Annotated in this window: 18 protein-coding genes; 6 read left to right on the forward strand and 12 right to left on the reverse strand. The window is 66.0% G+C overall.

The window, feature by feature from the left end; all coding sequences use genetic code 11:
- Positions 1-1,023: DUF6297 family protein (locus GOOTI_RS26225; protein WP_007240198.1), on the forward strand; the 1,023-nt coding region annotated here is incomplete at its 5' end.
- 15 nt (positions 1,024-1,038) lie between these two features.
- Here the strand turns inward: GOOTI_RS26225 and GOOTI_RS18875 are convergent.
- The 6 genes from GOOTI_RS18875 to GOOTI_RS18900 all read right to left on the reverse strand — a co-directional run bounded on the left by GOOTI_RS18875 (position 1,039) and on the right by GOOTI_RS18900 (position 9,324).
- Entirely contained in the window at positions 1,039-1,485 is a 447-nt protein-coding gene (locus tag GOOTI_RS18875) for a hypothetical protein (protein ID WP_039994352.1), read from the reverse strand.
- A gap of 544 nt (positions 1,486-2,029) precedes the next feature.
- On the reverse strand, positions 2,030-3,814 hold the full coding sequence (cydC, locus tag GOOTI_RS18880) for a thiol reductant ABC exporter subunit CydC (RefSeq protein WP_039994353.1): 1,785 nt from the start codon (positions 3,812-3,814) through the stop codon (positions 2,030-2,032).
- Position 3,815: 1 nt separating this feature from the next.
- Positions 3,816-5,549 (reverse strand): thiol reductant ABC exporter subunit CydD, encoded by a 1,734-nt coding sequence (gene cydD / locus GOOTI_RS18885; protein WP_007240201.1) that lies wholly within the window; start codon positions 5,547-5,549, stop codon positions 3,816-3,818.
- 5 nt (positions 5,550-5,554) lie between these two features.
- Positions 5,555-6,631 (reverse strand): cytochrome d ubiquinol oxidase subunit II, encoded by a 1,077-nt coding sequence (gene cydB, locus GOOTI_RS18890; RefSeq protein ID WP_007240202.1) that lies wholly within the window; start codon positions 6,629-6,631, stop codon positions 5,555-5,557.
- A gap of 13 nt (positions 6,632-6,644) precedes the next feature.
- Positions 6,645-8,231 carry a cytochrome ubiquinol oxidase subunit I gene (locus GOOTI_RS18895; RefSeq protein ID WP_007240203.1) on the reverse strand — a complete coding sequence of 529 codons (1,587 nt, stop codon included), beginning with the start codon at positions 8,229-8,231 and terminating at the stop codon, positions 6,645-6,647.
- Positions 8,232-8,445: 214 nt separating this feature from the next.
- Positions 8,446-9,324, reverse strand: coding sequence for an aminodeoxychorismate lyase (locus GOOTI_RS18900; RefSeq protein WP_007240204.1), 879 nt, complete (start codon positions 9,322-9,324; stop codon positions 8,446-8,448).
- Between the two features lie 41 nt (positions 9,325-9,365).
- Here GOOTI_RS18900 and ygfZ point away from each other — a divergent pair, with 41 nt between their 5' ends.
- From ygfZ to GOOTI_RS25310, 3 genes are all read left to right on the forward strand, one after another.
- Positions 9,366-10,541 carry a CAF17-like 4Fe-4S cluster assembly/insertion protein YgfZ gene (gene ygfZ / locus GOOTI_RS18905; RefSeq protein ID WP_039994354.1) on the forward strand — a complete coding sequence of 392 codons (1,176 nt, stop codon included), beginning with the start codon at positions 9,366-9,368 and terminating at the stop codon, positions 10,539-10,541.
- Positions 10,538-11,188, forward strand: a complete 651-nt coding sequence (locus GOOTI_RS18910; RefSeq protein WP_007240206.1) for an MOSC domain-containing protein — start codon at positions 10,538-10,540, stop codon at positions 11,186-11,188. The genes ygfZ and GOOTI_RS18910 overlap by 4 nt, the downstream gene beginning before the upstream one ends.
- Positions 11,189-11,337: 149 nt before the next feature.
- Positions 11,338-11,514, forward strand: a complete 177-nt coding sequence (locus GOOTI_RS25310; RefSeq protein ID WP_007240207.1) for a DUF3073 domain-containing protein — start codon at positions 11,338-11,340, stop codon at positions 11,512-11,514.
- A 144-nt stretch (positions 11,515-11,658) separates the two neighbouring features.
- On the opposite strand, the gene purM is transcribed toward GOOTI_RS25310, so the two are convergent.
- The 3 genes from purM to GOOTI_RS18925 form a co-directional block, all read right to left on the reverse strand.
- Complete coding sequence (purM, locus tag GOOTI_RS18915) at positions 11,659-12,816, reverse strand: phosphoribosylformylglycinamidine cyclo-ligase (RefSeq protein ID WP_007240208.1); 1,158 nt, start codon at positions 12,814-12,816, stop codon at positions 11,659-11,661.
- A gap of 105 nt (positions 12,817-12,921) precedes the next feature.
- The gene (purF, locus tag GOOTI_RS18920; protein ID WP_007240209.1) at positions 12,922-14,508 is read right to left on the reverse strand and encodes an amidophosphoribosyltransferase; all 1,587 of its coding nucleotides are present in this window, start codon (positions 14,506-14,508) and stop codon (positions 12,922-12,924) included.
- Between the two features lie 185 nt (positions 14,509-14,693).
- Positions 14,694-15,080 carry a sterol carrier family protein gene (locus GOOTI_RS18925; RefSeq protein WP_039994358.1) on the reverse strand — a complete coding sequence of 129 codons (387 nt, stop codon included), beginning with the start codon at positions 15,078-15,080 and terminating at the stop codon, positions 14,694-14,696.
- A gap of 45 nt (positions 15,081-15,125) precedes the next feature.
- Between GOOTI_RS18925 and GOOTI_RS18930 the strand changes: the two genes are divergently transcribed.
- Positions 15,126-16,634, forward strand: a complete 1,509-nt coding sequence (locus GOOTI_RS18930; RefSeq protein WP_007240211.1) for a glutamate-cysteine ligase family protein — start codon at positions 15,126-15,128, stop codon at positions 16,632-16,634.
- Between the two features lie 71 nt (positions 16,635-16,705).
- On the opposite strand, the gene GOOTI_RS18935 is transcribed toward GOOTI_RS18930, so the two are convergent.
- Positions 16,706-17,833: an NAD(P)H-dependent amine dehydrogenase family protein gene (locus tag GOOTI_RS18935; protein ID WP_007240212.1), complete on the reverse strand. Its 1,128-nt coding sequence runs from the start codon at positions 17,831-17,833 to the stop codon at positions 16,706-16,708.
- Positions 17,834-17,895: 62 nt separating this feature from the next.
- Here GOOTI_RS18935 and GOOTI_RS18940 point away from each other — a divergent pair, with 62 nt between their 5' ends.
- The gene (locus GOOTI_RS18940; RefSeq protein ID WP_039994356.1) at positions 17,896-18,771 is read left to right on the forward strand and encodes a glycerophosphodiester phosphodiesterase; all 876 of its coding nucleotides are present in this window, start codon (positions 17,896-17,898) and stop codon (positions 18,769-18,771) included.
- Between the two features lie 60 nt (positions 18,772-18,831).
- Here GOOTI_RS18940 and GOOTI_RS18945 read toward each other — a convergent pair whose 3' ends face one another.
- Positions 18,832-19,488: a hypothetical protein gene (locus GOOTI_RS18945; protein WP_138985312.1), complete on the reverse strand. Its 657-nt coding sequence runs from the start codon at positions 19,486-19,488 to the stop codon at positions 18,832-18,834.
- A gap of 145 nt (positions 19,489-19,633) precedes the next feature.
- On the reverse strand, positions 19,634-21,934 hold the full coding sequence (gene purL / locus GOOTI_RS18950) for a phosphoribosylformylglycinamidine synthase subunit PurL (RefSeq protein ID WP_227922095.1): 2,301 nt from the start codon (positions 21,932-21,934) through the stop codon (positions 19,634-19,636).
- Positions 21,935-21,960: the final 26 nt, after the last annotated feature.

A 21,960-nucleotide genomic window follows, 5' to 3' on the forward strand; every position in this document is an offset into this window, starting at 1 on the left:
GCCGCGCTGATCCTCACCGTGTCGGCGGTCGGCGTGCTCGTACATCACTGGTCGACGATCTGGGGACCGGTGCGCGTCGGCCGGGCCACGGCACGGTGGGTTCTGTCCGGTCCCGACGACCGCACCCGCCCACTCGCTCGACGCCTCGTCACAGTCGGCGCTGCGATGGTCGTATGCTGCGCAGCGACGTCTGCGATACTGGCGACCCTGCATCCCGCATCGATCGCAGTCGTGGTGCCGGCCGGTGCGGCAGCGGGACTGCTGGCACTGGGTGCGGCGTATGCTCGTCAGCTGAATGAGGATCGGCGACGGCTGCCGCGGGAACGGGCGCTCTCACCGAAGTGGCTGCACCGCAACAGCTTTGCACCCCATGACGGATACGCGGATGCGCTGCAGCTCGCCGCGAGCATGTTCGACACCACGTGGCTGACCGACAACCGCGTGGTGCGGTGGCAGCGTCGACGCATGGCCGCACCGAGGCGAGCGCTGCCCGCGTCGTGGTTCGGTGCCGCCGTCGAACTCGATCGGCGACGACTGCTCCGGCATCCCGATGCCTGTGTCCGCTGGCTGATCTGCACTGCGATGATCGCCGTTGTGCCGCAGCTGGTCACCATTCACCACGGCGCGATACTCGTCCTGGCGATGCTGGTCTACAGCGCGGGCAACAGCCTGACCGGCGGCCTTCGCTCGGTGGCCGGCACCCCGGCGCTGCGACGGGCTTTCGATCTCGCAGATCGACCGATCATGTTGGCACACATGGCGATACCGTCGGTCGGGGTCATCGTGACCGGCGGTGTTGCCGTCGTGGCCTGGCCGCTGCCGATGACCTCCGCAGCACTCATGTTGTGCGGCCTACTGTTCGCGGTGTATCGACGCGCGACCCGCCCGCCCCTTCCCTACGACTCGCCTGCCATGAGCGAGCCGTTGGTGACTGGTGCGGTCATTCAACCACAACTACTCACCTCGATGATGCGCGGAACGGTTGCCGTGCTCGTGACCGCCGCGATCGTCGGGTTGCTGTGACCGAGCACCGTCGAGTCACCAACGCGGTTGCGGGGACGGACCGTCGAAGAAGAACTGTGGGCCTCCTGGGGCGTCGTCGACGATCTCACCGACCAGCACGGGCCGCCCGTCGCAGCGCTCGCCCTGCACGATGTGGAACTCGGTGTCGGGCAGGATGCGCGACGCACCGCTCGGCAGGAAAGTGAACAGCGTGCCGTCGGTGCCGCTCACACCCGGTGTCGAGAGAATGGCGAGATCATCGTCGCCGCCGTTGTACAGCACGAGATGCCCGATCATGGAGCCCGCGACGCCGAACCTGCTGTACCAGAGGCGCTCGACTCTGCCGATGATCCAGTTGGTCGGGCCGTCGTTCGTCCACTCGGGATCGTCCGGGGTGAGGTATCTGCGGCGTACCGCGACGGTGCGGTTCGACGAGGCGTGCATTCGTGAATGCAGGGTCCTGACCGCGCTGGCTGTTCTCATCGGCTCCGACCTTTCTGCAGGGCCCCGCGCTGTGCACGCGGTGTCGTCTGCCACCAAGTTCACCCGCTGGCGCCGATGTCTACATGCGTAGCGCGCTACTCGTTGTCGTCGATCTCCGGCCGCACCCCGCACTGGTACCCGTCGGCGACATGGAACGACCCCCGCACCACCCGTCTGGGACGGGCCGGGCGACCGGACTGGTCGGGTGCGGGGGTCGGGTGGCCATCTGGAATTCGCCGCGAAGCGAATCGGCCTAAGTCACAGGCGGTCCGCCGTCAGCGGATGGCCACCTCACGTGTCCGTATGTCATACAACTTCAGACCACCTCCTTTCTCGTGTACGAACGAAAGTACGCCCACTACCCGCGCTCGGCAACGGGTTTTCGCGCAGTCCACTGACGGCCCGCCACCGACCGCTGCGTACACAACTGCGACGTCACAGCGAGGCCGCGACAATTATTGTCGCCGCTCTCCGCTGACGACCGGATTGTGTACGTACCCAGCTACTCGGACCCCGCCGCACCGGGCCAACCGCGCTCGGCACGCTATCCGAGGGCGTCCAGCGGGGTCAGGTCGACGACGTCTGCGTCGAGTGCTCCGGTGCGGGCGCCCGCGGGCAGTTGGTGCGTCACGACCACCACGGTCCGCTCGGGACCAAACATGCCACCCACCGGTGTCAACAGGCGGGCCAGTAACTGCTCGGCATCCGTGGCGTCAAGGTGTTCGGTCGGCTCGTCGAGCAACACCACCGGCGCTCGGTGCAGCAGTGCACGGGCAAGTAGTAGTCGACGACGCTGCCCACCGCTGATCGCCTCGGCACCGCCGGTCAATACCGTGTCGAGGCCGCCGGGCAGACCCGCAAGCCAATCGCCGAGACCGACGGTCGCCAGCGCCTCGCGCATCTCGTCGTCGGTCACGTCGCCGCGCGCCACGCGCAGGTTCTCACCGAGCGTCGTCGAGAAGATGTGCGCTTCCTCGGCGAAATAACATGCGGCCGAACGCAATGCGACCGGAGTGCCGTCCTGGTCGGTCGCAGTCACCGAACCAGCACGCGACTCGAGCAAGCCGGCGATGGTCAGCAGCAGCGTCGACTTCCCGATGCCACTCGGGCCGACGACTGCAAGCCGCGATCCCGGCGGAAGAACCTGGGAGATGCCCTGGTCGGGTCCCAGCGTCCGCGGTGTGGCGTCGGCCGAGGCGGGCCACCCCCACCTCAGTTGTTCGAGCTGCATCGTCACCGGCCCAGCGTGTACTGGCACGTCGATGTCATCGGCGCCATCCGCAGAAGCACCGACGTCGGCACCATCAATGTCAGCACCTTCGGCGCGGGCACCATCGACCAAAGCCATCACGCGTGATGCGCTCTGACGGCTGCGCTCCAATTGGATCCCGGCCTCGGTCAGCGGGGCGGTGGACTCGAATGCGGACAGGGGCAACAGGATCAGCACACCGAGGATCATCGGGGTCAGTCCGTGGCCGCTCGCGACGTCGGAGAGAGAACCGGATGTCTGTGCGGCCAGGTGTATTCCGATGAGGCAGGCCGCGATCAACGAGGCGCCGAGCGCGAGCGGTGTCGCGGCCGCCGCTGCGGACTGCACCCGCACCCCACGATCGGCGGCGGAGATGGCTGCCTGGTCGGCAGCCCGAGCGTCGGCAAGCACCGCATCGCGACGTCTGCCGACGATCAACTCCGGCGCATGCCACAGTGCTGTGGCCGCGGTGTCGACGGCACGGGCGGTCGCGGTTGCACTATCGGCGATCGCGCGCGCCGATCCGCGTGCGGCCAGCCACGGGGCGATCACACCGCTGACGATCAACGCGACAGCCAATACCAGCGCAGCCCACCCCGAGACCAGCGCCATGATGACCACCGCGGCGACCGACGTCGTGAATCCGACCCCGATGGGGATCAGTCCGCGGATCAACGCGTTTCCGAGTTCATCGATGTCGTCGCCGGTTCGGGTGAGCAGGTCGCCACGACGCAACGTGACCGAGTACGCGGGCGAACCGGTGGCCAGAGCGAGGTACAGCCGTTCCCGCGCCGTCGACATCCCGCCGAGTGCGAGGTCGTGGGTGGCCAGCCGTTCCAGGTAGCGAAACAGGCCCCGTGAGATACCCAGTGCGCGTACCGCCGTGATCGCGACTGACAGGTACAGCACCGGCGGCATCTGCCAGGCGCGGGTGATGAGCCACGCCGACAACGCGGCGAGACCGAGCGCCGACATCGCCCCCGCGATACCGAGGAGCAGCGACCTCGCGACCGGACGCCACGTCAACCCGAGGAAACCGAGTGCCCGCACAAGGGGATCGTTCACGAGACCGTTCTTCATGTCAGCCAACGCCGATCACCGCCGGAAAATCGACAACCGAATCGGCATAAGCCCTGGCGATGGGCCGGTGCGCAACCACGATGACCGTGTCTCCGTTCGCGGCACGCCGCGCGATCGCAGCCAGGACAGACGCCTCCGATCCGGCGTCGAGGTGAGCGGTCGGCTCGTCGAGCAGCAGCAGCGGCGCCGGGGATGCCAGCGCCCTGGTCAACGCCAAGCGCTGACGCTGTCCGGCAGACAGCCCCACTCCACCCGCACCCAACTCGGTCTCGACGCCGTCGGAAAGACTCGACAGCACCACGTCGAAACCCGTTGCCGCAGCTGCCGAATCGTAGGCATCGGCGTTGAGCGTCCCGAACAGCGCGAGGTTCTCGGCGACCGTACCGGGCACGATGACCGGTTGTTGCGGGAGCCAGATCACCTGCTCGTGGTAGGCGGTGGGGTCGAGTTCCGCCACCGGAATCGACCCGACCAGAACCGACCCGTTGTCTGGTGCGATCAGTCCGAGGATCGTCGCGATGGCGGTCGACTTGCCCGCCCCGTTGGGGCCTGTGAACAACGTCAGCTGCCCGGCCTCCACGGTCGCGGACAACCCGTACGGCGCCCAGCCGTCGCGGCCGTGTACCCCGACGTCGAGCAAGCGAATCGGTTGTCCCGCAACGGTGCAGGTCCGCGTGCGACGATGCACGGGCGTCGCGTCGCCTTCTCCGGTCTCGATGAGTTCGAGCACCTCACGTGCGGCGGTGACACCGTCGGCGGAGTTGTGGAACTGCGCACCCACCTGCCGCAGTGGCAGATAAGCCTCCGGCGCGAGGATGAGCGCCAGAACTCCCGCGTAGAGGCTCATGTCCCCGAAGACGAGGCGGAGACCGATACCCACGGCGACGAGCGCCACGCACAGCGTGGCGAGGAACTCCAGCACACCACCCGACAGGAAGGCCACACGGAGTGTCGCCATCGTGCTGCGCTTGTGTTCTGCGCCGAGGTCGGCGACCCGCGCGGCAGGCGCCTTGGCACGATTGAGAGCACGGAGCGTCGGCAAGCCGGTGATGAGGTCGAGTACCTGGGAATTCAAAGTGCTCATCGTCTCGAGCTTGCGTTCGGTCCTGTCCCGGGTCATCACTCCGATGAGGATCATGAACAACGGAATGAGCGGCAGCGTGATGATGATGATGAGCGCCGACGGCCAATCGGTCAGCCCGATCACGACGACCACCGTCGGCGTCACCAACACCGTCACGATCAGTGCCGGGACGTACCCGGAGAGATACGGGCCGAGTGCGTCGAGCCCGCGCAGCAACACCGTCGTGGCGTGCTCTCTGCGGCGCAACAGTTCTCGCGTCGGCGTTCGGTCCGGATCGGTGAGCGCCCGCAGTGCACGCGCACGCAGTTCGGCGATGGTCGTCGCCGACGCACGGTGCGCGTAACGGTCATGGGCAAAGGATGTCCCCACTCGCACAACAAGAGCGACACCGAGAATCCACAGATGCGCGGACTGTGCCGACAACGACCGCGTGGTCGGATCGACGATGATCTCGGACAGGATCGACGCCGTCATCGCGGCCGCGACGATCATCGCGACAGTCGTGATGGACGCCGACACCGCGGTGACCGCAACGTATCTGCGGGTGGTCGGCGAGTACTTGAGCAGGCGCGGATCGAGCGGTGGTCCGCCTCGACGTTCGGTGACCGGTCTCGCCTGTGGGTCGCCCCGACCATCGGCCGGGGCGCCCACAGGACTTATTGCCACGCCTTCAGCGACGACAAGCCGATCGACTCGGGAATCTGGTCGACGGACAGCCGCTTGCGGAACACCCAGTAGGTCCAGGCCTGGTAGGCGATGACGATCGGCGTGACGATGACCGCGGCGATGGTCATCACCGTGAGCGTGTAGTCGCTCGACGACGTGTTCTCGACCGTCAGGTTCCACGCCGCATTCGTCGTCGACGGGAGCACGTTGGGGAACAGGCACGCGAACAGCGAGGCGACCGTACCTGCGATTGCGATCGCGTTGGCGGTGAACGCGATGCCCTCACGCTCGGCCTGGGTGGCGATGACCATGACCACGGCGGCGACCGCCGCGATCAGCACCGGAATCCAGGTCCACCCGTTGCCGTACGCGAACTGGGTCCAGAGCAGGAACACCGCTGCCACGATCAGTGTCGGGATGGCCAGTGTCTTGGCGTACTTCTTGGCGTCCTCCTCGAGCACGCCTCCCGTTTTGATACTCAGGAAGATCGCGCCGTGTGTGAGGAACACCAGCAGCGTCGTGAGCCCACCCAGCAGTCCATAGGGATTGAGCAGGTTGAAGAACCCGCCGGTGTACTGATGCCGCTCGTCGATCGGAAGTCCCCGTACGACATTCGCGAACGCGACGCCCCAGAGGATCGCCGGAATCCACGACCCGAGTCCGATACCGAAGTCACACCACTGACGCCACTTGGGATTGTTGATCTTGCCGCGCCATTCGATCGATACGACGCGGGCGATCAGGCCCACGAGGATCAGGAACAGCGGCAGATACAACGCGGAGAACATCGTGGCGTACCACCCGCCGAACGCCGCGAACAACGCACCGCCTGCCGTCAGGAGCCACACCTCGTTGCCGTCCCACACGGGTCCGATCGTGTTGAGCAGCACGCGACGTCGCTTGTCGTTGTCGGCGGCGTCGTCCTTCGCCGACACCTTGCTGTCGCCACCGGTGTGGCTGCGGCCGAGGAACGGCATGAGCATGCCGACGCCGAAGTCGAAGCCCTCGAGCACGAAGTACCCGACGAACAGGATCGCGACGATGACGAACCAGAGATTTCCGAGCATGTCCCTTAACTCCTCAGTACGCGAACGACAGTTGCTTGGGGCCGTCGGCATCGGAGTCGGTGACATCCTCGTCGACGATGGGCGGAACGTCGTCGTGCGGTCCTGGGCCCTCGATGATGTAGCGCCGCTGCAGCAGGAACCACACGACGCCGAGCGCGCCGTAAAGGACGGTGAATCCGATCAGCGTCACCCAGAGAATCGGCGGCGTGTGATTGGAGACACCGTTCTGCACCAGCATGTGGATACGAGTGGGATCGAGATCGTCGGCCCAGTTGGGCACGACCACCCACGGCTGACGTCCCATCTCGGTGAAGATCCAGCCGGATGCGTTGGCCAGGAAAGGCGTCGGGATCATCCAGAGCGCGAGCAGACCGAACTTGCGTGACGTGATCACCTTGTTCTTGCGCGTCAGCCACAATCCGCCGAGCGCCACGATCACCGATCCGAGCGCCCACGTGATCATCGCGCGGAAACCCCAGTAGGTGACGAAGAGGTTGGGCGCGAAGTTCTGACCGGGCTCGACACCCGGTGTCCCGGCGAGTCTCTGGGTGTACTCCTCCTGCAATTGATTGACGCCCTTGACCTCGCTGTCGAAGCGGTGATCGGCGAGGAACGACAGCATGCGCGGGATGGTGATGACGTGCTCGATGTTGTCGCAGTTGTTCTGCCGACCGACCGCCAGAACGGAGAAGCCTGCGGGCTGCTCGGTATCGCACAGCGATTCCGCGGCGGCCATCTTCATCGGCTGCTGTTTGAACATCAGTTGTGCCTGCATGTCACCGGTGATGATGACGAGGACGCCTGCGACGATCGCGAACCAGCACGCGAACCTCGTGACAGGCCGCCACAACCGACGCGCGTCGCGTTCGAGATCCTGCGGGGTCGCGTCGATCTGACTCGGCGACGTGGTCTTCGGCATGTCGGAGGTGTCACCGGTCTCGATGGCAGCACTGAGCTTCTTCGCGCGGATCATGTTGCGTGTCATCCACCAGGCACCGATCGCACCGACGAAAGTGGCTGCGGTGAGCCAGGATCCGGCGATGACGTGCGGGAAGGCAACGAGCGTCGTGTTGTTGGTGATGACCGCCCAGAAGTTGTTCATCGCAGGACGCTCACGCACGTCACTCCAGGCGACCCCGACCGGGTGCTGCATGAAGCTGTTCGCCGCGATGATGAAGTAGGCCGACGCCGTCACACCGATCGTGACCAACCAGATGGTCGCGAGATGCACACGCCGCGGCAACCTCGTCCACCCGAAGATCCACAGGCCGAGGAACGTCGATTCGAGGAAGAAGGCGATCAACCCCTCGAGCGCCAACGGCGCACCGAAGACGTCGGCAACATAGCGGCTGTATTCACTCCAGTTCATCCCGAACTGGAATTCCTGCACGATGCCGGTCGCCACACCGAGTGCGAAGTTGATGAGGAAGAGTTTTCCGAAGAATTTGGTGGCGCGTAGCCACTGCTCATTTCCGGTCCTGTGCCACACCGTCTGCATGATTGCGACCATCGGCGCGAGGCCGATGGTCAGTGGGACAAGAATGAAGTGATAGACAGTCGTGATTCCGAACTGCCATCGGGACAAATCCAGAGCGTTCATCGCGCCTCGAATCTCATAGCCGCGCCCCCGGGCTGGGAGACGCGTCTGGTAGCAGAGCGCGGACTTCTACGACGGCACGTAGTAGTCCGTTGTCGACGACGCTACGCTGGGCCGATCACGGGGACAAGCAGCCAAAGGTCCCGTCGTCGGGATGAAGTTATGAGCTGTGTCTCACGCTGTCTGTTCGTCTCACAAATCACTGTGACAGACGTGACTATTCTGTGTCATCGCCGATCGCCCGGTTCACCAAATCGGCGAATTGCTCGGTATTCGAAGCCACCGGCGTCACGTATCTGTTCAATGCGGTAACTCGCGCGGCCAGCGTGACGCTACTCACCAGCCAGAAGGAATCCGCCGCAATGAGGTCTGCCGTGCGCAGCACACGGGTACTGGTGTCCCAGCCCTCTTTCTCGGCCAGCTCGAATGTCGCCCGGGCCGTTGTCCCCGGAAGGATGCCCACCTCGCTCGGCGGCGTGACGAGTGTCTTGTCGTACACCGCGATCACCGTCGACCGCGGACCCTCGAGCACGGCACCTTCTGCGCTCAGATAGATGACGTCGTCGAATCCCTGTGCCGTCGCGTGCCGCAGGGCAGCCATGTTGGTCGCGTAGCTCAGTGTCTTGGCTCCCAGGAGCTGCCACGGAGAACTCGACGCCGCAACGATCGAGTAACCGCGGTCGAGGGTGACCACCGAGACCCCGTCCCGTCGGACTGCGGTCACCCTGTCGGCGACAGGGCCGACCGTCAGATAGGCCGTCGGCGACGCATCGTGACCCGCACTCTCCCTGCCTCGCGAATAGACGAGGCGCATGAGTCCCTCCGCGCCGCGCGGCGCGTCGGCCGTCCACTGCTTGGCTGCTACGTCGATCACCTCCCGCCACGCATCGGCGTCGGGCTCGGGCAGGTCGAGCATTGCCGCGCTACGCGCGAGGCGTTCGAGATGCAGCGCCACACATCGTGCGCGCCCTCCGCGGACGAGCAACGTCTCGAAGATCCCGTCGCCACGCACCGCGGCGAGGTCGTCGGCGCACAGAAACGGTGCGTCGGGGTCGTGGCGCTCACCGTCGAGGGTCATCAGGATCGAGTGCGACATACTCCAAGAGGCTAATGCGTCGGCTGCGTAGAATCTCAGGGGTGGCGCCCTCTTCGATCTTGACCAGGTATTCCACCATGGGCGCGGTTGCCGACCCGCACTCGCCCGACGACGATTCGTCGACGACCGTCGCGTGGCACTACGGCGATCCGCTCGGCGAACAGCGTGCGGCGGTACGTGGGGCGGTCATCGTCGACCGGTCCGATCGCTCGGTGATCGAGGTACCCGGCCCTGAACGCCTGACCTGGCTGCACAACATCAGCAGCCAGGACCTGCGTCAGCTGCCCGACCGACGCAGTGCGGAATCACTGTCGTTGGACATGAACGGTCGCATCGAAGACCACTTCGTGGTCAGCGACGTCGACGAGGTCACATGGATCGACACCGAGGGCTACCGCGGAGCTCCGCTTCTCGACTTCCTCACCAAGATGGTCTTCTGGGCCGACGTCGCCCCCGCGGCGCGGCCGGACATGAAGGTGCTGACACTCATCGGCCCCGACGTCCTGCGCGGCCCCATCGCCGAGACTCTCGAGATCGATCCCGACGCGCTCCCCTACACGGCAGGCGATCTCCCCGAATCCCATCACGAGGAGGAACCGCTCGGCTTCTGGCGCATCATGCCGCCACTCTCGGAGGGGCCGCACGCCTCCGGTGCCCTTCCCGTCGTCGACCTCGTCATCCCCGAGTCGCAGATCGTGAGCTGGTGGGACACCGTGATCGACGCCGGTGGGCGCGCCGCCGGAAGTTGGGCATTCGACGCACTGCGTGTCGCGGGCACGCGCCCCCGCCTCGGTATCGACACCGACGAACGAACCATTCCGCACGAGGTGAACTGGATCGGCGGACCGCAGGAGTTCGGTGCCGTACACCTCGACAAGGGGTGCTACCGCGGGCAGGAGACGGTGGCGCGGGTCCACAATCTGGGCAAGGCGCCCCGCCGACTCGTCCTCCTTCATCTCGACGGCAGCGCCGACGACAAGCCCGAGCCCGGCGCCGCAGTGACAGCGGGCGGCCGCACGGTCGGCCGTGTGGGGACAGTCATCGACCACTTCGAACTCGGCCCGATCGCACTTGCCCTGGTCAAGAACGGAATCGGTCCCGACGTCGAGCTCGAGGTCGGCGACCGTGTGCCGGCGCGCATCGACCCCGATTCCATCCGGACCGACGCGCGGGTGCAGGCAGGGCGTGCCGCGATCGACAGGCTGCGTGGTCGGTGAGCGAGCAGTCGCCCTCACTCCTCGGCCATGTCATCGCGGTCTGTGTCGCCGACCACGACGTCGACCTTCCTTCGATCGGCGCCAGCGCGATCGACAAGCGACCCCAGCAGGGCAGGGTGATGGTCGGCGCAGAAGGACTCGTCACCGACCACGTCTGCGATACCAAACATCACGGCGGAGTCGACCAGGCCGTCTACGCCTACGATCACGCCGAAGCGCACCACTGGGCCGCAACCCTGGGGCGTGAGCTGCCTTACGGTTGGTTCGGGGAGAATCTTCGCGTCACCGGACTCCCGGTGACCGATGCACTGGTCGGGGAACAGTGGGCAGTCGGCGACGACGGACTGCTGCTCGAGACGACGATCCCCCGCACCCCGTGCCGCACCTTCGCCGTGTGGGCCGACGAGACCAAGTGGATCAAACGCTTCCACGACCGCGGCGATGTGGGCACCTACCTGCGCGTTCTTCGGCCGGGCACGGTTGGGGCAGGCGACGACATCCGGGTCGTGCATCGTCCGGATCACCGCGTCCGCGTCCGTCACCTGATCACCGGGACCGACGCCGACTCGCTGCGCGAACTGCTCGCCATCGACGACCTCGCCCCCAAAGTCCGCCGCGAGGCCACCAAGAAGCTGGCGCGCGCGTAGTCGTCCCCGCCACCGCGTCGGCGTGGCAAGGCAGGGCAATCCACAGAATCCCTGCGGGCGCGCTAGACTGGTTGCACGACAGATTCACTACCTAGAGAACGGGGCCGCCACTTGTTTGGCCGCCCCGTCATTGTGCGAGGGGGTCCCATATGGGCCGCGGCCGGGCGAAAGCAAAGCAGACGAAGGTTGCTCGTCAGCTCAAATACTCCACTCCCCACACCGACTTCGACAGCTTGCAGCGCGAGTTGTCGGGGTCGAGTGATTCGGCAGACCGTCCGGATCCGGTGGACGAGTGGGCCGAAGAGGAGGAGTGGAAGCGCGCCTGACGCGCACCTTCTCCTGCGGTAACCCGCACGACCTTTGTTTCGTCGGTGGCGTGCCCGGCATTCCCGGACATGCCACCGACGAAACTCGTCTGTCGGCGTCGGGTCCGCGCGTCCGACTCACTCCGCGCGGCGCGCCGCGAGAGTTCAGAAACGCGGGTGTTCTCCGACGACGGTCACCTTCCCGACACCGTGGTTCTTGGGTTCGGGCGAGCGCTTGATCGAGCCGAGCACCCAGCTGTCGACGTGGCGCGCGGTGAGCACGGCCAGTGCACGATCGGTGTCCTCCGGCGCGACGATCGCGACCATCCCGACACCCATGTTGAACGTGCGCTCCATCTCCGCCTGTTCGACACGGCCGCGCTGCGAGATGAGTGCGAATATCGGTGCGGGAGTCCACGTTCCACGTTCCAGTTCGGCTACGAGGCCGTCCGGGATCACCCGCGCCAGGTTCTCGGCGAGTCCACCACCGGTGATGTGCGCGAAGATCCGTACGTCGGTTTCGGCAGCCAACGCCAGGCAATCACGCGCGTAGATCCGCGTCGGCTCGAGCAACTCCTCGCCGAGGGTGCGCCCGAACTCCTCGACATGTCCGCCGAGATCCATGTGTCCCCACTCGAGGAGCACTTTGCGCGCAAGTGAATAGCCGTTGGAATGCAACCCGGACGATCCCATCGCGATCACCACGTCGCCTGCGCGCACACGTTCGGGCGACAACAGTTCGTCGTTCTCGACGATGCCGACCGCGGTCGCCGACAGGTCGTAGTGATCGGGCAACATCAGGCCCGGGTGCTCGGCCGTCTCGCCACCGAGCAGCGCACAACCCGCCGCCACGCAACCGTCCGCGATACCCGAGACGATCTCGGCCACGACCTCGGGAATCACCTTGCCGATCGCGATGTAGTCCTGCAGGAAGAGTGGTTCCGCGCCGCACACGACCAGATCGTCGACACACATCGCGACGAGGTCCTGTCCGACGGTGTCGTGCTTGCCGACCGCCTGGGCGACGGCGAGCTTCGTACCGACACCGTCGCTCGACGCAGCGAGGACGGGCTCCCGATAGTTGCCCTTGAGGGCGAACAGGCCGGCGAATCCGCCGAGCCCGCCGAGCACCTCGGGACGCGTTGCGCGTTTGGCGTGCGGGGCGAACAACTCGACGGCGCGTTCACCCGCGTCGATGTCGACTCCGGCAGCTGCGTACGACGCACCCGAGTCCGTTGGGGTCGTACCGCGGTCGTTGGCTGCGGTGTCCTGGCCTTCAGCTGCCGAATCGCGGCCGTTGGCCGCCGTACCTTCGTCGGACATGTAGGCGCGTACCCCTTGCTCGCAATCGCTGATGGTCGGGTCACACGCTACCCGAGAGCGTGCGGGCAGTCGTCACAGGCGGGGAGTACTCACAGGGGTTGACGATCAGGGACGCAGGACAGCATTCGCGTTGTCGTTCGGCACCGTCAGCGGGTCGATACGCGCGTCTCCCGCCGCAGCGTTGGCGAGCATCTGCTCGAGGACCGCCTTGCCCATCGAGGTCTCCTTCGGGAGTTCGATCGGGTAGTTGCCGTCGAAACACGCCGCACACAGCGACGATGCAGGCTGGTCGGTGGCGGCGATCATCTCGTCGATGCTGATGTACCCGAGCGAGTCGGCGCCGATGGCCTGCCGCACGCCCTCGACCATGTGCTCCTCTGACTCCATTCCGTTGGCGATCAGCTCGGCGGGAGACGCGAAGTCGATCCCGTAGAAGCAGGGCCAGCGGACAGGGCTCGACGCGATGCGGACGTGGATTTCGGCCGCACCTGCCTCGCGCAGCATACGGATCAGCGCACGCTGGGTGTTACCACGGACGATCGAATCGTCGACGACCACCAGGCGCTTGCCGCGGATCACTTCCTTGAGTGGATTGAGCTTGAGCCGGATACCGAGCTGACGGATGGTCTGCGACGGCTGGATGAAGGTACGCCCCACGTAAGCGTTCTTCATCAGACCCTGGCCGTAGGGAATGCCCGATTCCTGCGCGTATCCGACGGCAGCCGGTGTTCCCGACTCCGGGACAGGGATCACCAGATCACCGTCGGCGGGGAACTCCCTGGCGAGCCGTCGACCGATCTCGACGCGCGTCGAATGCACCGACCTACCGTGGATCACGCTGTCGGGTCGGGCGAGGTAGACGTACTCGAAGACGCAGCCGCGCGGCGTCGGCTCGGCGAAGCGGGAACTGCGCACGCCGTCGGCGTCGATCGCAAGCAGCTCGCCGGGCTCGATGTCGCGGACGAACGAGGCGCCGACGATGTCGAGCGCTGCGGTCTCGGACGCGACGACCCATCCCCTGTCGAGTCGTCCGAGTGACAGCGGGCGAACCCCGTGGGGGTCACGCGCGGCATACAGGGTGTGCTCGTCCATGAAGGTCAGGCAGAACGCTCCGCGCAGCGTCGGTAGCAGTTCCATCGCCGCCTGCTCGATCGTGCTGTCGGCTGCGCCGTGTGCCAACAGCGCGCCGACGATGTCGGAGTCCGACGTCGCGGCGCCGCTCGCGATGCCCAGGTCACGCGCCCTGCTCGCGAGATCGGCTGTGTTGACCAGATTGCCGTTGTGTCCCAGCGCAACTCCGCTACCGGCGTCGGTGGTGCGGAAGATCGGTTGGGAGTTCTCCCAGGTGGTCGACCCGGTCGTCGAGTATCGGCAGTGCCCGATCGCGACGTGCCCGACCATCGCACCGAGGGTCTGTTCGTCGAAAACCTGACTGACCAGCCCGAGATCCTTGAACACCAGCACCTGGGAGCCGTCTCCGACCGCGATTCCCGCAGCTTCCTGGCCGCGGTGCTGCAGGGCGTAGAGACCGTAGTAGCTGAGTTTGGCGACATCTTCGCCCGGAGCCCATACGCCGAAGACGCCACATTCCTCGCGCGGTTCGTTCTCCGGTTCGTCCATCGCGTCGCGTGCGGGACAGTTGTGTTGGGTAGGAGCCAACAAGTTGGTGCTTGTGATCGAAAGATCCGGCATACGACGAGCTCCCTGGGCTGGACGTGGCGGCGCTGGCCTGGTCGATGGCTTCGCGTGACGAAGAGAACCACCAGCGAGTTTACGTGCCGGTAGCCCTCTATTTCCACTTGTGCAGCGGCGCGGCACCTGCGGTTATTCCGGCTGTGAGCCAGCGCACTGAACCTACTGGAGCGGGATTCGGGCCCTCATACCCGAACGAGCGGCATCCACGATGCGACCTCGCCCGCTCTGCTGCCCGACGACGAGACCGCACCGTCGGCGACCAGTTCGTCGAAGTCGGCGTCGCCCACGGCCAGGAGCAACCACGAGCGCGGATCGGTTTCGACGACGTTCGGCGGGGTTCCCCTGGTGTGGCGCGGGCCCTCGATGCACTGCACGGCGACGAACGGTGGCACACGCACCTCGACCGAGTTTCCGGGCGCAATGTCCTCGAGGGTGCGCGCGGTCAGCCGCACCGCCGCGGCGAGGTCGGCTCGAGCAGGGGTTGGCTGGGTGTCGTCGCGCAGCCAGGGCGTCACAGCGAGAACCGCTGCGCGCGCGGCTGCGGGATCGATCGGTTTTCGCGCGGGCACCCCGCAATGATGCCCGGACCCCGCGGCGTCGGGCACCATTGACCCATGGGAACCGACGTGCCCGATCAGAAGTTCACCGGCGCCGACCGGGTCCGTTTCCGACGCCAGGTCTCGCGTGGCACGGAGGCGATCGCGCGCATGCTCGCCGAAGGATTGTTCAGCGATCACGGCGCGCCACCGGAACCACTTCTGGGCATGGAGGTAGAGCTCAACCTCGTCGACGCCGCGATGAATCCCGCCATGGCCAACGCCGCGGTCCTCGACGCCATCGCCGACCCCGATTACCAGACCGAGCTCGGTCAGTTCAACATCGAGATCAACGTGTCTCCCCGCCCCTTCACCACCGACGACACCATCTCACTCGAGCAGGCCCTGCGCACCTCGCTCAATCGGGCGGAGAAGCGGGCCGCGGCCACCGACAGTCACCTCGTCATGATCGGCATGCTCCCGACGTTACGATCCGAACACTTTGCCCACCACTGGATTTCGGCCAACCCCCGGTATGACCTCCTGAACCGGCAGATCTTCGACGCTCGCGGTGAGGACATCGAACTCGACATCACCGGCGTGCCACTCGACGAACATCACGACGCCGAACATCTGCACACCTCGACCGATTCGATTCTTCCCGAGGCCGCCTGCACGTCACTGCAACTACATCTGCGCGTCGCACCAGAAGACTTCGCTCCGCATTGGAATGCGGCGCAAGCGATCTCGGGAGTTCAGGTCGCCCTGGCGGGCAATGCCCCGTTCCTCGCCGACACCGCCCTCTGGCACGAGAGTCGGATCCCGGTGTTCGAGCAGGCAACCGACACCCGACCGCTCGAACTGAAAAACCAGGGCGTCCGGCCGCGTGTCTGGTTCGGTGAGCGTTGGATCAACACCATTTTCGATCTCTTCGACGAGAACACCAGGTACTTCCCGGCATTGCTACCCGTGTCCTCCGACGAGGATCCCCTCGCCACGCTCGATGCAGGCGAGACTCCGGCGCTCGACGAGTTACGTCTGCACAACGGGACCGTCTACCGCTGGAACCGTCCGGTCTACGACGTCGTCGACGGTCATGCACACCTGCGCGTCGAGAACAGGGTGCTACCCGCGGGGCCGACCGTCGTCGACACCATGGCCAACGCGGCGTTCTACTACGGCCTCGTGCGCGGGCTCGTCGAACAGGATCTGCCGTTGTGGTCGCAGATGTCGTTCGACGCGGCTGCAGAAAATCTCCATGCCGGCGCACGAGCCGGCTTCGACAGCCAGCTCTACTGGCCGGGCGTCGGCTGGATACGTCCTGACGAGCTCACGCTTCGTCGCCTGTTGCCGTTGGCCGACGCCGGGCTGCGCTCGTTCGGGGTCTCCGACAAGGCGCGCTCGCGGTATCTCTCGGTCATCGAGGGACGGTGTATCACTCGTCAGTCGGGGTCGGTGTGGCAGCGCCGTGCGGTGGCCGCCCGCGAAGCCGCGGGCGACACGCGCAGCGCAGCGCTTCACGGCATGCTCGCCGACTACGTCGCGTTGATGCACGAGGGCGAACCCGTGCACACCTGGTCCCTGTGATCAGTCCCTGCGATGACCGGCCACCGATCACCACCCGGCGCTTCGTCGTCGACGGGTGCGGTTACGAGGACTCAGCGCGCGTGGACGACGTCGTCACCCACCGGTGCCGCCGACACCCCGTTCGCGCAAGCGACGAGCCCACGTCCGGTGACGAGCGGCAGATCGAGCGCGGTCGCGAGCCCCGCGGGTGCCGCGACGACCGCGGGCACGGCGTTGACCAGGCGCATCGCCGTCACGATCATGCCCGAGACGTTGTGGTCGCCGTTCTCACCGTGATGACCGAACTCGACTGTCATCTGCGGCTCCCCTGAGATGACGACGCGGTAGGAGCCGTCTCCGCGCGCGGGCTTGGGCCACTGTGGGCACTGGTCGGGGTGTGTCCGCGTGACGTGCTCCAGCACGATCCGGTCGACGCCGTCGACCTGGCCCACGACCTCGAATCGCAGCGCGGCCATCGTGCCCCGCGGCACGTCGACGGACACCGTCGAATAGTCACGATCGGCAGCGACCCGCTCGACGCGCTCCACGAGCGGCTCGTCGAGCGTGATGCCGAGCCCCGCCGCGAGTTGACGTACGACGCTCCCCCACGCCATCCCGAGGACGCCCGGCGTCAGCAGGACCGGGGTGCTGTCCATGGGTTGACCGAATCCGAACAGGTCGCGCATGACCACCGGCTGGTAATAGGTGGAGTAGTCGGCGATCTCCATGCACCTGACCTCGTCGATGCGCTGCGCGAGACTCGTGATCGACAGCGGTAGGACGTCGTTGGCGAATCCCGGATCGATGCCGTTCACGTGCAGGGTCGCACCACCACTGCGTGCCGCCGCCTCGATCTGCTCGATCATCGAGGCGGGCAGGATGCCGTGCGGGAACTGCAACACCACCGGGCCGCTCGACACCACGTTGATTCCCGCCTCGAGGAATCTCGACAGATCGTTGATCGACTCGACCACGCGGTCGTCGGTCATCGCGGTGTGCACGATGCAGTCGGGAGCCGTTGCCAGCAGTTCGTCGACATCCGACGTCGCCACGACACCGAGCTCACGGCCGAGTCCGGCGAGCTCTCCCGCGTCGAGACCGACCTTGGCCGGATCGGACACCCACACACCGACCAGTTCCAGATCGGGATGGGCATCGATTCCCGCGATGGCGTGCTTTCCGACGGTTCCGGTCGACCATTCGACGACGCGCAGACTCATGCCATCAAACTAGAACACGTTCCATATCGGTGAGCACTGTTTCGCGGGTAACGTCGGCATCGATGTCGAGCCCCCAACCGTCCGCCGCATCCTCTCCGCCGCCGATCTCGGTGTCGAGCGATGGCCGTCAAACCACACTCAAGTGGCATCGCGCCCGCCGTCGGCCGTCGGACACGCCGTTCACCGCGTCGCGGATCGTCGAAGCGCTGCGGGTCGGAGCGAGCGTCGAGGTCGACCTCGTGATCCATGCCGACCGCGGCTTCGCCCTGCTGCACGATCGCGACATCGCGCAGGCGACCACGGGACACGGCAATGTCGCGCAGGCGTCGGCGTCCTACCTCCGCGGGTTGTCGTTGCGCGATGCCACCGGGACGCCGACCCACGAGAAGGTTGTCCTCCTCGAAGACCTCGCGGCTCTGCTCGAGAACATCGACGTCGCCGACGACTCGATGCTGCAACTCGACTTCAAGGAGAACGCTGCAGCGCTCGACGAGGCGGCCGTCGAGGTGTTCGCTGCGGCGGTGACTCCCTTCGCGGACAACGCGATCCTGTCGTGCGGCGACGCCGACGCGGTGAGAATTCTGTGCGACGCCGCACCTGGGATCCACGTCGGCTACGACCCGTGCCACCACGGCGCGATCGGTCGGGTGTTGCGCTCGGGCGACTTTCGCGGTTTCGTCTTCACAGCGTGCCGCAATTCGCCGCGCGCCGAGATGATCTACCTCGACCAGAGCCTCGTACTGGCCGCAGCGGACAGGGGTGCCGATCTCATCGCGGCATTCCATGCGATGCAACGACGGGTCGACGCCTACACGCTCGGAAGTGCCGACGCGACCACGCTCGCGCGGTTCTGGCGCCTCGTCGAACGAGGTGCAGATCAGATCACGACCGACGATCCGGAGGGCTTCCACGCTGCCGCATCGGTGCAGCCGAACTGAGGCCGCATGCGTGTGGCGCCCGCGCGGACTCGCCGCGGTCAACGAGCTGTCAGCGCCGTCTCACCAGCGACGATTCACCATGGGCTGGCCGAACGAAACCTGTTGCGCGCGCGCACGATCGGCACACCACGCACCGGTGGCCGGAACCAGCGCGAGGATCGCGGTGGCAACGGGAAAGACGAGCACAGTCAGACTGACGAGCGTGGGAGTGATGTGAATCGCGGGTCCCGAGTAGCGGGACGACAGCGAGACGGCGCTGACCACCACATTGACAACGCTCACCAGAACTCCGACTGTGCACCCGCCGACGATCAGCCATCGGCCGAGTGCCTTCCGACGCAGCACCATGACTGCACCGGTCGCGAGCAATGCTGTACCGACGATCCCGAAGAGCAGATCGACGACGATCCACGCGTAGTAGCTACCGCTGAGGTACCTGGCGTTGTCGAAGAGCGCATCGGCCGTCGAGATGATCACCAACAGACCCCAGGCGGCGCCGAGGATCGCCAGCACCGACGAGACGATGGCAGTGACTCCGGAAGCCGCGGCGCTGCGCTGCCCGTAGCCGGGCATCGGGTATCCGTACCGGGGCTGGCCATACTGGGGCTGCCCGTATAGGGGGTGCCCGTACTGGGGTTGGCCATACTGGGGTTGGCCATACTGCGGCGGCTGCCCGAACTGGGGTTGCCCGCGGTACGGGTCAACAGGATTCGACATGGATTCTCCGCGGTGGTCGGGCTTCACGGCGTCGACCACGGTCTCGTATGTGATGAGGACCCGGACAGTAGATCATCCCGGCCGCTCGATCCCCGCGGACGGGGGCATCAGCCCACCGACCAGGGTCAGCCGAACGGGTCGGGCATCAGCCGAACAGCGCCGGCAGCGTCCCCTCGTACACGGCTCGCAGTTCGTCGAGGGTCACCTCGAACTGGTCCTGCACGGTCACCGAATCCGAGCCCTGATCGACGACGCCGATGCGCGTCCACGGCATCTGACGAGCGGTGAGCATCGAGGTGAATCGCGACTCCTCGGTACGCGGCACGGCGACCAGGACTCGACCCGACGACTCGGAGAACAACCACACGAATGGATCGGCGTCCTCGGGTAGCAGTATCCGACAGCCGGTTTCGCCTGCAAGAGCCGATTCGACGACGGCCTGGATCAACCCGCCCTCGCTGAGATCGTGTGCGGCAGAGACCAACCCGTCGCGCGACGCCGCGGTCAGGATGTCAGCCAACAGTTTCTCGTGATCGAGATCGACCGTCGGGGGCACTCCGCCGAGATGGTCGTAGGCGACCTCGGCCCAGATCGATCCGTCGAATTCGTCGCGTGTCTCACCGAGGAGGATCAGCGTCTCGCCCGGCTCCGTACCGAAGTCGGTGGGGAGCCGACGATGCACGTCGTCGATCACACCGAGCACGCCGACGACCGGTGTCGGCAGGATGGGCGTCGACCCGGTCTGGTTGTAGAAGCTCACGTTGCCGCCCGTCACGGGGATGCCGAGCTGTCGGCATCCATCGGCGAGTCCGTGGACGGCCTGCTGGAACTGCCACATCACACCGGGGTCCTCGGGCGAACCGAAGTTCAGGCAGTTCGTCACCGCGCGCGGTGTGGCACCCGACGCCGCCACGTTGCGGTAGGCCTCGGCGAGCGCGAGCTGCGCACCACGGTACGGATCGAGAAAGGTGTAGCGGCCCGAGGCATCGGTGGCCAAAGCTATTCCACGACCGGTCTTTTCGTCGATGCGGATTACGCCGGAGTCGGCGTGTTCGGCGAGGACGGTGTTGCCGCGCACGTATCGGTCGTACTGATCGGTGATGAACTTGCGACTGCACAGAGCGGGTGATGCCAACATGTCGAGCAGCGTCTTACGCAGTTCGACAGGCGTCGACGGTCGCTGCAACGCCTCCGTGGTCGACTCGATCACGCCGTCCTGCCACTCGGGTCGGGCAACGGGGCGCTCGTATACCGGGCCCTCGTGCGCGACGGTGCGCGGCGGAACGTCGACAACAGTCTCACCGTGCCAAGTGATCACGAGGTTGTCGCCGTCGGTGACCTCTCCGATGACAGTGGCGAGTACATCCCACTTGCGACACACGGCGAGGAACTCGTCGACATTCTCCGGCGTGACGACGGCACACATGCGCTCCTGCGACTCGCTGGAGAGCACCTCGGCCGGGGTCATACCCTCCGCGCGCATCGGCACCTTCTCGAGTTCGATCCGCATGCCGCCGTCGCCCGCCGAGGCCAACTCCGACGTCGCGCAGGACAGACCTGCACCACCGAGGTCCTGGATACCGACCACGAGCCCGGAGTGATAGAGCTCGAGACAACACTCGATCAGCACCTTCTCGGTGAACGGATCGCCCACCTGAACGCTGGGTAGCTTCTTGCGGTTGGGACCGGACTCGCCGGTGTCGTCGAACGTCTCCGACGCGAGGACCGATACGCCCCCGATGCCGTCGAGTCCCGTGCGTGCACCGAACAGGATGATCTTGTTGCCGGTTCCCGACGCGAACGCCAGTTGCAGGTCCTCGGTGCGCAACGCCCCCGCGCACAAAGCGTTGACGAGCGGGTTTCCCGCGTAGCTGGAGTCGAAGACGGTCTCGCCGCCGATGTTGGGCAGGCCGAGCGAGTTGCCGTATCCGCCGACACCACGCACCACACCGTCGAGCACACGACGGGTGTCGGGCGCGTCCGCGCGACCGAAGCGGAGCTGATCCATGACCGCGATCGGGCGTGCACCCATCGCCATGATGTCGCGCACGATACCGCCCACACCGGTCGCAGCGCCCTGGTAGGGCTCGACGTAACTGGGATGGTTGTGCGATTCGACCTTGAACGTGACGGCCCAGCCGTCGCCGATGTCGACGACGCCCGCGTTCTCGCCGATTCCGGCGAGCATGCCCGAGCGCATCTCCTCGGTGGTCGTCTCGCCGAAGTACCGCAGATGCACCTTCGACGACTTGTAGCTGCAGTGCTCCGACCACATCACCGAATACATGGCGAGCTCGGAATCGGTGGGCCGACGACCGAGGATCTGCTTGATGCGCTCGTACTCGTCGTCCTTGAGCCCGAGTTCTTTGTAGGGCTGGGGCTGATCGGGGCTGGCAACAGCACGCTCGATTGAATCCACCGACACGGTCTCCACAGGATCGCTCACCCGCCAGATTCTACCGTCCATGCCGT

Origin of the sequence: Gordonia otitidis NBRC 100426, assembly GCF_000248075.1 — a bacterium.
In the GTDB taxonomy this organism is placed as follows: Bacteria; Actinomycetota; Actinomycetes; order Mycobacteriales; family Mycobacteriaceae; genus Gordonia; species Gordonia otitidis.

What these genes read in the sequence shown, in the direction of transcription:
- GOOTI_RS18935 (WP_007240212.1), bottom strand. Translation starts at nt 17,833, where the DNA reads ATGAGTCTGCGCGTCGTCGAATGGTCGACCGGAACCGTCGGAAAGCAC.
- GOOTI_RS18945 (WP_138985312.1), bottom strand. Translation starts at nt 19,488, where the DNA reads ATGTCGAATCCTGTTGACCCGTACCGCGGGCAACCCCAGTTCGGGCAG.
- GOOTI_RS18875 (WP_039994352.1), bottom strand. Translation starts at nt 1,485, where the DNA reads ATGAGAACAGCCAGCGCGGTCAGGACCCTGCATTCACGAATGCACGCC.
- GOOTI_RS18930 (WP_007240211.1), top strand. Translation starts at nt 15,126, where the DNA reads ATGGGAACCGACGTGCCCGATCAGAAGTTCACCGGCGCCGACCGGGTC.
- cydB (WP_007240202.1), bottom strand. Translation starts at nt 6,631, where the DNA reads ATGCTCGGAAATCTCTGGTTCGTCATCGTCGCGATCCTGTTCGTCGGG.
- purF (WP_007240209.1), bottom strand. Translation starts at nt 14,508, where the DNA reads ATGCCGGATCTTTCGATCACAAGCACCAACTTGTTGGCTCCTACCCAA.
- GOOTI_RS25310 (WP_007240207.1), top strand. Translation starts at nt 11,338, where the DNA reads ATGGGCCGCGGCCGGGCGAAAGCAAAGCAGACGAAGGTTGCTCGTCAG.
- GOOTI_RS18940 (WP_039994356.1), top strand. Translation starts at nt 17,896, where the DNA reads ATGTCGAGCCCCCAACCGTCCGCCGCATCCTCTCCGCCGCCGATCTCG.
- GOOTI_RS18900 (WP_007240204.1), bottom strand. Translation starts at nt 9,324, where the DNA reads ATGTCGCACTCGATCCTGATGACCCTCGACGGTGAGCGCCACGACCCC.
- GOOTI_RS18895 (WP_007240203.1), bottom strand. Translation starts at nt 8,231, where the DNA reads ATGAACGCTCTGGATTTGTCCCGATGGCAGTTCGGAATCACGACTGTC.
- purM (WP_007240208.1), bottom strand. Translation starts at nt 12,816, where the DNA reads ATGTCCGACGAAGGTACGGCGGCCAACGGCCGCGATTCGGCAGCTGAA.
- cydC (WP_039994353.1), bottom strand. Translation starts at nt 3,814, where the DNA reads ATGAAGAACGGTCTCGTGAACGATCCCCTTGTGCGGGCACTCGGTTTC.